This window comes from uncultured Holdemanella sp. (assembly GCF_958348295.1).
In the GTDB taxonomy this organism is placed as follows: Bacteria; Bacillota_I; Bacilli_A; order Erysipelotrichales; family Erysipelotrichaceae; genus Holdemanella.
Genome location: NZ_CATVYQ010000020.1, coordinates 1 through 13,911, shown reverse-complemented (window position 1 = coordinate 13,911; position 13,911 = coordinate 1). Strand labels below are relative to the sequence as shown.

Annotated in this window: 11 protein-coding genes; all 11 read right to left on the bottom strand. The window is 32.2% G+C overall.

The genetic code is table 11. From position 1 onward, the window contains the following. Window positions 1-577 precede the first annotated feature (577 nt). A complete protein-coding gene (locus tag Q3907_RS05160; protein WP_301897555.1) occupies window positions 578-1,126 on the bottom strand; it encodes a hypothetical protein in 549 nt (182 codons plus the stop codon). 19 nt (window positions 1,127-1,145) lie between these two features. Continuing rightward, on the bottom strand, window positions 1,146-2,630 hold the full coding sequence (locus Q3907_RS05155; RefSeq protein WP_301897554.1) for an RNA polymerase sigma factor: 1,485 nt from the start codon (window positions 2,628-2,630) through the stop codon (window positions 1,146-1,148). Between the two features lie 274 nt (window positions 2,631-2,904). Continuing rightward, on the bottom strand, window positions 2,905-4,401 hold the full coding sequence (locus tag Q3907_RS05150) for an RNA polymerase sigma factor (protein ID WP_301897553.1): 1,497 nt from the start codon (window positions 4,399-4,401) through the stop codon (window positions 2,905-2,907). Between the two features lie 361 nt (window positions 4,402-4,762). Next, the gene (locus Q3907_RS05145) at window positions 4,763-5,566 is read right to left on the bottom strand and encodes a nuclease-related domain-containing protein (RefSeq protein ID WP_301897552.1); all 804 of its coding nucleotides are present in this window, start codon (window positions 5,564-5,566) and stop codon (window positions 4,763-4,765) included. Between the two features lie 46 nt (window positions 5,567-5,612). Next, complete coding sequence (locus tag Q3907_RS05140) at window positions 5,613-5,894, bottom strand: hypothetical protein (protein WP_301897551.1); 282 nt, start codon at window positions 5,892-5,894, stop codon at window positions 5,613-5,615. Between the two features lie 31 nt (window positions 5,895-5,925). Then, entirely contained in the window at window positions 5,926-6,384 is a 459-nt protein-coding gene (locus tag Q3907_RS05135) for a hypothetical protein (protein ID WP_301897550.1), read from the bottom strand. A gap of 24 nt (window positions 6,385-6,408) precedes the next feature. Next, window positions 6,409-6,852, bottom strand: a complete 444-nt coding sequence (locus Q3907_RS05130; RefSeq protein ID WP_301897549.1) for a hypothetical protein — start codon at window positions 6,850-6,852, stop codon at window positions 6,409-6,411. Between the two features lie 186 nt (window positions 6,853-7,038). Further along, complete coding sequence (locus Q3907_RS05125; RefSeq protein WP_301897548.1) at window positions 7,039-10,209, bottom strand: CAP domain-containing protein; 3,171 nt, start codon at window positions 10,207-10,209, stop codon at window positions 7,039-7,041. 263 nt (window positions 10,210-10,472) lie between these two features. Beyond that, on the bottom strand, window positions 10,473-11,231 hold the full coding sequence (locus Q3907_RS05120) for a hypothetical protein (protein ID WP_301897547.1): 759 nt from the start codon (window positions 11,229-11,231) through the stop codon (window positions 10,473-10,475). Between the two features lie 194 nt (window positions 11,232-11,425). Further along, a complete protein-coding gene (locus tag Q3907_RS05115) occupies window positions 11,426-12,142 on the bottom strand; it encodes a nuclease-related domain-containing protein (protein ID WP_301897546.1) in 717 nt (238 codons plus the stop codon). Window positions 12,143-12,185: 43 nt separating this feature from the next. Beyond that, window positions 12,186-13,742, bottom strand: a complete 1,557-nt coding sequence (locus tag Q3907_RS05110) for an RNA polymerase sigma factor (RefSeq protein ID WP_301897545.1) — start codon at window positions 13,740-13,742, stop codon at window positions 12,186-12,188. Between the last annotated feature and the right edge of the window lie 169 nt (window positions 13,743-13,911).

The following is a 13,911-nucleotide window of genomic DNA, read 5'->3' as shown; positions in this document are numbered from 1 at the left end:
AATAAGTTTCTAACTCAATAAAATAAATACCTTTCCGTATTTTTTAAATATTGTTCTTGCTTATTCGACAAGTTTTCGACATTTGCCCTAAAGTCTGCATAGCCTTAGGTTATATCCAAGTAGTCAATTTCTACACAAATTGTACACAAAGAATTATAAAAACATTATACTTTCACAATATCTCAATTACTTTCAAATATAATAATCGAGATTTTTTAAATATACCCATCCACTTTTGTCTCTAGCTTTTTAAAGTTATAGGCAAGAATGAAAGTGACAAGTATACATACAATTAGATAAATCCAGTCATTTAAATATCGATCAAATAGGTTCATTGAAATTCTTTGTAGGATATAGATTTCAAATACATATTGACCTAAGAAATGAAACAAATCATTTTTAATTTCTTTATATGCACATACATCTACAATGAAGAAACAAAAACAGATTGCGATTACTTCATATGCAAGTATAGATAAAGAAACTAAATACTAAATCAAAGCTAATAGAATCATAAAAATAAAGAATACTGGTTTTTGAATAATGGAACAAACCCGATCTTTATATTTAGATAGAATCATTCCTGCAGGAAAACAAAGAATGATATTGTATCACCATTCTTGACTTTTACTTCTTCTATAAAAATCATATATAGAACAGTGAATGCAACACATGAAGTAATACCGTGTGACTTAAATAGTTTGAACGAAATATAGACAATACTATACATTGCTAGTATCGCAAACACATACCAATTACTATTTCCAATAGAACTTAGTGCAGTGAATGACCATATAATTCTGAATAAGGGATAATCTTTATCTAATAAAAATGACAAAGCCAAATAAATACATAATGCCATACAAAAGTGAATATAAAACTTCAATATTCTTTTTCTAGGCATACCATCAATATATGTATGTCCCTTTCTTTGAATTTGTTCCATTATGCCATATCCAGAATAGAACAAAAATGGTGCAACCATCAATTGTCCAATTCCTAATAGAAGTGGATTCCATGGCATAGTTTCATATTGTCCAAAATGTGATAGAAACACAAACAACACAAAAATTCCATTGATACAAGTTGTCTGTTCCTTACTTAATGCCCTTTTAAAATTCATCATATCTACTCATATCTAAATATTATATATAAGTTCCACTAAATTCGGCCTTTCCTGTACACACAAATTCACTATCATCATATTCATCATCATGTTGTTGAAATCCAGCACCGCCAAGTCCGACAGGCTCTTCAAAGCCACAAGCCTTAAAGAACTCCGCCTGATGTGCGTCTCGCTCTTGCTCAGAATCATGTTCCCAATCAACAAACTCATCCATCGTCATCATTTTCCCTAAATACTCACCAAGATATTCCCCATCTTTATCTTTTACACATACATAGCAGCCTTTACGAAGTTGTGCCCAATAATTTCCATCCCTATCTTTATATACACCACGAGTGAATTTGATTTTACTATTCTCATAATTATAAACAGTTTTTCCATAAGGATCCTCTTTAGATCTTGTATTATAAACAGGAAGATTTACCGTCATTCTATATACACCATCTTTATATGAATTTACCTTTTCAAAGCCATTCTTTTTCTTTTCTTTCTTTGCATTTTGTTCATCAGATACCACTTCTGTATTTTTTGTTTCTGCATATTTATTGTAAATAGTATCCACTGCTTGATATCCACCAAAGGCTGCCACCGAAACAATAGCTACGCCTGCCGCTACTTTCACGCCTATTCCAGCAGCTACTTTGCCTGTAGCAGACACAGTTGCTTGTTTTACTCCTTGTGATGTAACATGCCCCTTTGAATTGACATTATTTTTCTTAACAAGTGAAGCATTATCTTCACGAATTGGATTAGATGTTATTGTATCTGCTTTAACTTTCATTACAACACCATCCGCAAATGCTTTTGCATTGAATGATGGAATTGTCTTCAATTCCTGATCTAACATCCAAGCAAGGAATGGTAATGGTGCAACAGTATAGAAACTCTTGTTTTGACTTCTTAATTCTTCAATCATATCTTTGATAGATAGCTTTGCACGTCGAATCCAGCTTTTAACTGTATTTTCTTCCACTTCCATTTGTTCAGCAATCTCTTTTGTGGTAAGCTGCTGATACATCTGCATCATTAAAGCAAATCTTTGATTATCAGGTAATTTATCCAAACACCCTTTTAAGCCTTCTGCAATCAGTTCTGTATTCATGTTAGCTTCAGGACTAAACACTACAGAATCATCTGCAATAGATTCTTCATAGTTATCTCTGAAGTCTTCACTGTCTAATTCGCTAAATGTATTTGTTTGATAATCTTTATTTTTATGTGCTCTAAAATAATCACGAATTGAATTATTTAGGATTGTATACATCCAAGGCGCAAACTTATCATCATCCTTTAATTGATCTAGCTTTTCAAAAGCTTTTCTCATACTATCCTGAGTAATTGTTTGTGCTTCATCTTGAAATTTATTTGTTGCTCCCAAAGAATAATACGCAATCGTATATGCTTTTGGATATGTTTTACTATAAATCTTTTCAATGGCTGACTCATCTGCAAGTCTAGCCTGTTGTATCCATTCTTTTGGAATATCTGGTAAACTTCTGCTCATAATTTTCCTTTCCCATAAAATTGACCAAATCTTTATGTAACCAAATTATTGTATTAATAATATTTTTAACAAATATCGATTTATCTAATTATTCGTCTTTTTTTGTATACACAATTTATTCAAAGCCAATTCAACCATCACAATAAATAATGAACACATCATTAAACACTCCCATCTCTTTTTACATGTGCTTAAAATTGATTTTACTTGTCCATTCAAAATCTTGACATCTTTTCAAAAAAGAATATAAATTAAAGAATTTCATTTGATGCTTTTAAAAATAGAAATATTCATCCATACATGAAACAGTATATCCTTTATATACAGTGTCATCATCTTCATATCTTGTAAACGGATCTTTAAGCTCTCGTACTTCACAACTATGCTCTTTATTTAATTTCTCAACATCATAATCATACAAGTCAATTGTTAAAGCATTGTGGTCTAAACTGGCATGGTATTCATCCTCATCCCGAATACAAACATACTGACCTTTACTAGTTTTTGCCCATACAGAGCCGTCCGATCCTTTATAGAATTCAAATTCTAAGAAAAATCTGTCCATTATATCTTTGTATGCAATTTCGCCAGATGGATCATTCTTTGATAATGAGTTATAGATTGGAAGATCCTCATACATCTCATATGCTCCTGGCTTATATTCATCTGCATACTCATATGTCACATTCCCTTCTTTAATTGTTTTTGATCCCTGACCACCTTGATTTTGAGAAGTTTCTTGTGATATCTGTTCTTGTTGTGGTTCTGGATTCTTTAATGTGTGTACCATTTCATATACACCAGTAGCAGCCAAAGAAGCAACCGCAACTCCCGCTACCACTTTCCACATGCCACCGGTCATTAACTTAGCAGCTTTTTCATTCACAAACATAACTTTTTTCGTGTAAGTTCCTTTTTCTAAAACTTCATGCTTAGAAGAAGCATTTCTTAGATGATTTCTCTTTGCTTCTTGAACTAATTCATCCTCTGTATTCGTTGTAGCTTTCTTATGAATCTGAGGCTCAATTGTATCTGCTTTAACTTTCATTACAACACCATCCGCAAATGTTTTTGCATTGAATGATGGAATTGTCTTTAATTCCTGATCTAGCATCCAAGCAAGGAATGGTAATGGTGCAACAGTATAGAAACTCTTGTTCTGACTTCTTAATTCTTCAATCATATCTTTGATAGATAGCTTTGCACGTCGAATCCAACTCTTAACTGTATTTTCTTCCACTTCCATTTGTTCAGCAATCTCTTTTGTAGTCAATTGCTGATACATCTGCATCATTAAGGCAAATCTTTGATTGTCAGGTAATTTATCCAAGCACTCTTTTAAGCCTTCTGCAATCAGTTCTGTATTCATGTTAGCTTCAGGACTAAACGCTACAGAATCATCTGCAATAGATTCCTCATAGTTGTCTCTGAAGTCTTCACTATCTAATTCACTAAATGTATTTGTCTGATAATCTTTATTTTTATGTGCTCTAAAATAATCACGAATTGAATTATTTAGGATTGTATACATCCAAGGCGCAAACTTATCATCATCCTTTAATTGATCTAGCTTTTCAAAAGCTTTTCTCATACTATCCTGAGTAATTGTTTGTGCTTCATCTTGAAATTTATTTGTTGCTCCCAAAGAATAATACGCAATCGTATATGCTTTTGGATATGTTTTACTATAAATCTTTTCAATGGCTGACTCATCTGCAAGTCTAGCCTGTTGTATCCATTCTTTTGGAATATCTGGTAAACTTCTGTTCATAACCCTTTTAACCCTTTCCTATATTTTGTGTTTTTTCTTCAGCAATCTGTACAAGTGGCTTTGTAAATTCTACATATTCCTGAAAGATTTTTTGAATTGTTTTGACATCTTCTATATCGAAATATGTCATGTCGTTCTTTGCGGTAATGCTTAGAACATCTTCAATTGTTAGATATTGGTATCCTTCTACAATATAGCCAAACCAGAAATCATCTTCTACAATTCCGGATTGAATTGCTTCTTCAGGGATACCCTTGCAAAATGATTATAGCACCAGATGCACATATCATAAAATATGTATTTGCATCACATTCGGATATGTAAGCTATTGTTCCAGGTGGTGCTTCTTGCCATTTACTTTTCAAGATTCTGATTTTTGCAGACATCGAATCACTCCTCTGATTTTTTCTAGATCTTCATTCGAAATTCTAGTGTCATGATATGTAAGAATTGTATTATGGAATTCATTTTCACTTCTTAAAACAATCCCTGAATCTGTATTCACACTTTCAGAACCCGTAAATACTACATATGGATTTACATAACAGTATAAGCCTTGATCTTTAAGAATAGATGAAAGTAGATATGTCTGAAATTTTGCTTGTTTGACTGGATTTTTGATTGTATTTTCATACGATTCACCAGCTGAACTTATTTTAATCTGTGTCCAAGTTGAATCATTTTCATTTCCAACAATACGACCCTTATAATTTTTGACCTCTCCTAAAAAGATTCCATACTTTGATACAACAAGGGTGTCAATTTCCGTGCGTTTACCATCTTTTTCAAGTGGAATATTATTGTAAGATGTATATTCTGCTGGCAATGAATTTAAAGTATAAGATACAAGCTCCTCTCCATATAAACCTGCAGATATTGTTTTGTATTTTTTCCACAAGACATCACCTATTCCGGCAACGATTATTCCACCTACCGCAAAGATTGGAATAACATGTTCCATTGACTGTCGATAGCTTTGCATGGCATTAAACTGATCATGCCATTCAGAAGTTCCAAGACCAGCTGTAATCTGTGGCTCAAAAATCATCTTAGCTCCGGCATATAAAAATAATCCAAATCCAATAACAAGTAAGATAATTCCCCATGTTTTGTATAAATTTGCCTGTTCTCTTCTTGATTCTAATGAATATTTGTTTGTATTCATATTCCTGTTCTCCTTAATATTATTACTAGACTAAAAATTAACTTTCTTAAAACATCCCATTTCCAAAATTATTAAAATTATTACAACTATTAACGTTATTGTTATTCCATGAATTTCCTTGATCTAGATTATATCCGCCCATTTCAAATGGTGTTACACTTTTTAATGCTTCTCTAGTAGATTCTTCTGCAAATCGTTGTTGCATATAAAGATCATCAAAGCCATGGTTTCCAGATGCAGTTTTTTTATTTGGTCCAAGCAATTCTTTAATAACCAAAACCCAACAAATCAACACAAATAAAGCTACTAAGCAAAAAATTACAGACATAATACATTTCCTCCTCTATTCAGTATAATCCTTATTTTTCGATTCCCCAAATTTCATTATAATCCTCATAAATCACTTTGCGAGGAGTATAAATATTTGCTGGGGCTAGTTCTAATTCTTTTTTATTTCCCTTAATTACTCTACTAAGAGTTTGAAGTAATTGTTCCATACTTTCTCTATTATTTTCATTTTCGTATTGAATACGTTTTATTCTCTTTTGATAACCATTATATTTACGTTCAAGAATTTTCTTAAAAACCTTATCTTCTAATCTCATATAATAAACAACTACATCATCTCCCATTACTTTTAATGTCTTAATAGGGTGCTTAGTATACCATGCATAAGCTTGCCAAGCTGACTTTATATTTTTAACTTTACCTTTTAAACAATAATATACAGTTATAAATAAAGTGCCTAATAATAATCCTAAATTAAATGTCACAAAAACTAATACTATAAATAATGCAATATTCAATAAACTTTTCATACTTATTTCCTCCAATTTCTTTTATTAAGCAATCCACATATCATCTAATTCTTTATATACAACTTTACGTGGTGTATAGAAGTTCGATGGATAGATTTCATATCCTTTTGCTAACAAATCCAACCCTTCACTATGAATTTCTAATATTTCCTTCATCTTTTCCTGATTATCTTTTTTCTCATATTTAACGCGATTCATTCTTTTTTGATATCTATTGTATCTATGTTTCACAATCATTCTAAAAATCAAATCATTTAAATTCATAAACATGCAAACTGCACTATCTATAATCAATCTTATACTCTTGAAAGGATGGGTAATATTCCATACACAAAATCTTATAGCTGATTTGGTAAATTTGATATTACCTTTTAAACAAAAATACAAAACCATGATAATTGCCGCTACTACAACGCCCAATAACCATGCGCCCCATAATGAACCAACTGCAAACAATAAACTCTTCATACTTTTTCCTCCTAGCTTAACGCTTTTTATTTCTTTCACTATACTTAACGGAGTGTTTATTAAAAAAGTTGCAAAATATTTAAAAAAAAATATGAAATTTTTAAAAATATTTTGATTTCTACTCTTTTTACTGGTTTAAGCATTAAAATTATTTCAATTTCATAAATAAGGATTGGAAACCAACCCTTATCTTTTTATTTGTTTTTTCCGACGTTTCATTCCAGTAGAACCAACTAAAGATAAACCAGCTAGACTTGCTAATGCCATATACCCCGATATCGAAGCATCTACTCCTGTATTCACACTATCTTTTTTGTTTTGATTAAAATCTGTAGAAAGCTCTTCTTTATCTCTTTCTTGAGAATTTTGTTTTCGTAAATATGAATTAAGATCTGCCATTGCTTTGTTATACTCATCAACAGCATTATTTAATTCTTCATGTGCTTTCAAATATGAACTTTCTTTTATCTTATAATCTAATTTAACTTCTTCAAGATTTTTCTTTGATATATTCAACACATCGACAGTATGAGCCAACCGCTTATACTTCTGCAGCAAATCTAGATCACTAATTTCACTCAAATCAGCATTTGTTCCATTTGTAAGAACAGTAGCTAATATATTGCGTAGTTTATTAAATTGTTCTTTGTGTTTACTTAACTGATCGACTTTTATTTTACTAGCATCTAAATCATTTTCTAGTATAGCCACATTAGACTCCGCCATCTCTTTTGATTTTTTCAAGTCAAATATCTGAGTTGTTAACTTCGTTACATCTTCAGAAGTACTTCCTACTTGTCCAGAAGTATTTTTATACGCATTAACTTTTTCCAAAAGTATGTCATATTGAAATTGAGCCTCTTTTAAACTCTTCACAGCTTTTTCGGAATCCACTTTTGTTTTATCCACCACTGTTTGAGCATCATCTTGAATTTGTTTAACCTTTTCAAGATTTTCTTTAGTGCTTTCTAAATTTTTTGTTTTTAATTCTAGGTTCACTTTAGCTTCCTTTAAATGAGCTTGTGCTGTTTCAAGAGCTTTTTCAGATTTTGCTTTTTCAGTACTCCAATTGTTGACTGTATGAGTTAATACATCAATCGTTTCAGAAATATGAGTTACATCTTGATTAGCTTTTACAAGGTTATTTTCAGCTTCCGCTTTTGCTATCTTCTTAGCTGTAACTTCAGCCTTTGCTTTTGATAAATTCGCTTCTGCTGTTGCTCTAGCTGTCACTTTTGCTTCAACATTTGCTTCTGCTTCTTTTACAGCCTGTTCTGCTTTTTGGAAGTTTGCTTCCGCTTCAGCTTTTGCAGTATCAACTTCTGTTTTTTCCAAAGTAGCTTTTGTCATTTGCTCATTCAACACTTCTAATGTGCCTTTGCAATTATTCAATAATGCCAACGCAGATTTCAATGCTGCATCATCTTTTTCTGTACCTCCCGTTTGAGCCTTTTTTACAGCTTCTTCAAGGGCGTTGTGCTGGGTTGATACATCTTTTAATCCAGATGCGTAATTGTTTAAAGAAGTTTCGAATTCTTCCAAAGTGATAATACGGTCGTTTTTAGAACCTGTAGCTTCGACTCCATATGCATTTTCACCCCAGTATTGATCAAATTCTTGAATGTCCGTTGAGCCATAACATCCTTCTTCTATATGTGCATATCCTGTATAATCATAAGCTTTACTTATAATATTTTTATAATGTCCAACCTTATGGAAGTCTGTGATTCCATTTTGGTACCACGACTTTTCAAGATTATACCAAACTGTAAAAGGACTCGCCTTTGATTCTGCTTCGCCATAACCCCACGCTGCATTTTCACCTGTGTTGTATACGCCTGAGTGAGCTACATTTCCAATTTCAGCTGTATCTCTTTGCCAATTGGCATTTACCTGTGATATAGCCATCAGTACCATACTTACTTTTAATTCAGGCAACCCTTCAGAAACACGGATCTTATTGAATTCTTTCAGATAAGAAATTGAATTGATCACATTATCTAAAGATGTTGCATCATCTGTAGCACCAATGTTTGTGTGACCATTCAATTTCCCACGAGGATTCTTAATGATATCTGTTGCAGCAATTGCTCCAATAGAATCATAGTATCCTTGAATACCCTGATTTAACTGAGATAGCTGGCCAGCATGTGCCTTTTCATAATCAGCCAAATTTTTCTGAGCCAGTTCTAAAGGTGTCAATGTTGAATCATAATCTGATTTTGCTTTGTCGTAAATATTTTGAGCATTAGCCACATCTTTTTCAGCAACAGTAATACGATTCTTCAAGTCATTGATTTCATCTTCTTTTATTCCTGCCATTTTAACAGCTTCATCCAAAGCCTTCTGGGCTTCGTCTTTCGTTGTTTCAGCTTCCGCTACTTTTGCATTTGCTTCATCCAATGCAGTAACGCTTGTATCGTATTCCGCCTGCTTTTCAGCTTGTACAGATTCAGCAGTCACTAAGTTTGTTTTAGCGGTTTCTAAGTCCGATGTTTTAGCAATCACGTTGTTTTTAGCAGATTCAAGATTTACTTTAGCCTGTTCTAGTCTTTCTAAACACTTATTATATTCATTTTCATCTGTAAACTTAGATAAGTTGTTTTGAGCGGTTATAACTTCTCCTTCAGCACTCTTTACATCAGCATTTGCACGTTCTAATGCTTCTGTCGCCATTTGAAGTCCAGATTGTGCTGTTTCAACACCCTCTTTTGCGGTTTCCAGCTCAAGTTCCTTTTCAGCTAAAATTTGTTTAACTGATTCAACACTCGCTGAAGCCTCATTCAATGTTTTTGTGGCTTTGTTAACTTCAGATTCCAATTCTGAGTAATCTTTAACTCCGAATGATTCCAAACATGTTTTTAAATCCGCCAGTTCTTTTTGTTTGGTTTCTAAATCACTTTGAGCTGTTTTCAAATCTTCAGAAGCTTTTTCAGATATAGATTTTTGAGTATCTAACTCTTTATTCGTTTTACTGATTTCATTTTCTAACTTGGCAATCTCATCAATGATTGGTTGAAATCTTAAATCAATTTCTCTATTAATTTCATCAAACTCTACTTTTGATTTAAAATTCGTTTCATCATAATGATTTTGATTCATCTCGACATCTTTTTTTGCCATACTCAATGTGCCTTTTGCAGTATCTTCTTTCAATTTAGCTTCAAACACTTTCCCTTGTATTTCATGGATTCTATTTTCTAATTCCGCTTGTTTAGTAAATATTTTTTGATCATCCTTTTTTAATTCAAAAGATACTTGTCCTTCATTCGCAAAGACTTTCACAATACTTGATGTAACACCAGTAATAGCCGTTACACCTACCAACGTAGATTTAACTAATTTGTTTTTTTTCATATATTTAACCTTTCTGTCTATTCATGACTTTCCGCATTTTGTTCTATCGGATGCAAAACCGATATAATTCTTACCTCCTTTCACTTTATCTAACGAAGTTAAAAACAAAATAGTTGCAAATAGGGTCACATTTTTTATTAATTCAGTTCTAAAACCACAAAAGGTATAATGAGTGTAATGATTAGTGTTTTTATGTGTTTCATAAAAAAAAAGAACCTCCCTGTGTTTCTTGTATACAACAAGCCACAGAAAGGCTGATTATCTTATTTTGGTAGAGAATCCATCCATGCTTTTAAATCAGGAGGTAATTTATTTGGAGATTCCACGTATAACGCCATAGCATCAGCAAATGTCTCATGATACGAACTCATACAATGCTCGAAAGAATTTGACTCTGAAACAGCTTCACATACCGCATTTTGATTGGAAATTAAAACATCTGGTGGAATTATATCTTGATGATTTTGATTGAATGTTATAAAAAAATTATAGTCATAAATATGTCCAAACTCATGCTCCAAAATACTAGAAGTTGCATGTGAAGTTGTATAAACTGTCATATCAGGAAAGAAAGAACATCCCATAACATCTTTATCACGCTCAAAGTTATCTATTAAATATTGCTGCGACGTTAAAGTAATACTAGATGCATTTTTGTATAACCACTTCGGAGTGTTGTCTAAAGTTTCTTTAAAAGAAGCAACGGTTATATTTAATACATCTGCATTAGAGTCTATATAAATAGGCGGGTAGTCTTTATATTGGATGTTGGCGGGACCTGAATATTTTTCAAAAAGCCAATCTTGTTTCAGTTTTTCCTGCAACATTTGATCTGTTTTTAATTTACACATGATGATTTTATATCCGCCAAAGATAAAAACAAATATTGAAAGAAATATAATTCCTGTTTTCAATTTCCGCTTAGATGCGTGTTTATATGTGATAGCCATAGCAACTAAAAATAAAATCATTCCTATAATCAATATATAAGTAGCTTGGTAATAGTCTGCATAATGAAACATCTTTGAATTCCTCCATAACTCTTTCATTGATTAAGCTCACATCTGATGGTGTGAGCTTTTCTAGATCATTAAAAATCTTTATATATCACAAACACAATTTATTATCATTTCATAACATAAGTGTTTACAAACCATTTTAGTATTGAACATACATTTATCACTATGCTTATTCAAAATTCACACGTGCTTTCTTCTTAGGCATTCAAAAACAATTTTTCAACTTTATGTAAATCATCTATGGTAACAATTGACTTATTCTTTGACATAATTTTCTTATATAGATTCTCCTGATTATCAAAAACAATCTCAGAATCTGTCGAAACACTCTTAGCTCCGACAATCACTACATAAGGATTAATCCAACAGTGAATCCCATGTTCCTTTAACATTGAGGACAACAAATATGTTTGAAATTTTACCTGCTTAACAGGATTTCTCATTTTATTTTCATATACACGTCCACCAGAACTCTTCTTTTTTTGTATCCAATTCTCATCAGTCACTTTTCCAATAATATCGCCCTGATAATTTTTGGTTTCAACTATAAATAATCCATATTTAGAAATAATCAATGAATCGATTTCAGCTTGTTTACCATTATAGTTGATTGGAATATTATTAATAACTGTATATTCATCAGGTAATAAATCCAAAGTATTTGATACAATCTCTTCTCCTAACAATCCCGTAGATATTATTTTATATCTTTTCCAATTGATTGTTCCAATAACTCCTGAAATTCCAAATAAAAGCCAGGGCACAATGCAATACGCTATATTAAAAAATATACCACATATCGCAAACCACACGAAAGCCACAATACAAATACAGAGACAAATCATACTATTGGTCTTGTATTGATTTGATTTTTCTTCTCTTTCTTGATCTGTTATTTTATATGATTTTGCCATACCTTACTTCCTTCTATACATAAAATAATAATTATTCTACTTTTTAATAATACGCCAACAATCCATTACATAATTGCGTATATCTCTCATATTCTTTATATCTCAGAAAATATATAGGATCATCTTTAAAATCTTTACTATTTCTATCAATTTCAAGATTTGCAATCTGATTATCCTCAACCACGTTAAATTCACAAGCTTCTTTAAATTTGTTCACGTCATAGTAATCTGTATACAGAATTGGCTTTTTTTCTACCTTTTTAAAATATTCTGCTGTTTTATCAGCAATCTTTACATAGTAGCGAGAATCTCCATTATCTGCATTTCCAATCGCTACCCAAACACAACCATCATCTTCATTATTGTCAACAGCATAAGCAACTATACCGTATATTCGACCTTTTGACCCACCTGTCTCGCTATCACCTACAAGCGCGTACATACTCATCAGTACATCTTGATTGCCATCATCATAAGGCGTATCATACATCATAAAATCTGTTGAGTGCATCAAACTATAATCGGTAATTTCATATGCAATCGGTGTTTTAGAACATGTCCACGTTCTTTTTCCATCTGTAACTTCATCAAGTGTACTTGATTGACCCTGTTGTACATGTTCATCATTTTTTGTAATCCAATGTTTAACGCCCTGAAAACCTACTGTCAAAGAAATGACAGCTACTATAATAACGACAATAGCTTTTGGTGTGCCTAAAGTTGGAATCCATCTTGTGAAATGTTTATTTGTAATTTTGCCACCTTTTAAAGCATTATCCATTTTTATATTCTTTGATGTTGTTTCACTCTTATCTATATTTGTATGTTTCTTTTTTTTCGGTTTAATAGTAGAGGCTTTAACTTCGACAACAATCTGCGAAGCGAATTTTTTAGCATCCATTTGTGGAGCTTCTTTTGCAGCTTCCTGCAATACCCATACAAGAGCCGGAATCGGCAATACAGAGTAGAAACTTTTGTTTTCTTTTCGGAGCTGAATAATCTGATTTTCAATCGATTCTTTTCCACGTTTTAACCAAGATTTGATAGTGCTCGTCTTGGCATCCATAGCTTCAGACATTTCATCAATCGTCAAACCTTGAAAATAATACATAATCAAAGCTTCTTTCTGACTTTCTGGAAGCTTCTGTAAACAGTCGTTCAACCCTCTTTTTATTTCTTCTTTATTAGCGACAGCGTCTGGATTGAATTCCATGTTTTCATTTTCGATTGTTTCCTCGAAGGAATCTCTGAATTCCTCACTGGCATTATCCTCGTACAAATCGTGTATATGTCTTTTCGATATATTCTTGTACTCCTTAGAATCAAAGAAATCTAAGCAACGATTTTTTAAACTTGTATAAAACCAAGGCGCAAACTTGTCATTATCCCTTAAAAGATCAATCTTTTTGAATGCATTTTGAAACGTATCCTGCGTGATTGTTTTTGCATTCTCCTTGAACCTTTCATCAGCACCAAGGATGTAATAAGCCGATGCGTAGGCTTTTTTATTTAACTTTTCATAAATCTGAGCAATCGCAACTTCATCGTTTTGTCTTGCTCTTTGTACTAGACTCGGTTCGATATCTGGTAATTTTGGCATAATAACCCCAATGTCATTAAGTTAAGAAATGGCATCTTTTAAGAGGAACACAAAAAATGTGCTCCTTTTTTTATAGAAAATTTGAATTTTTTTGTTGACATACAGATTGAAATGTGTGGCCTATTATCATTTCTGATAATAGGCCAATTGTTTATAGGTATATGTTTTT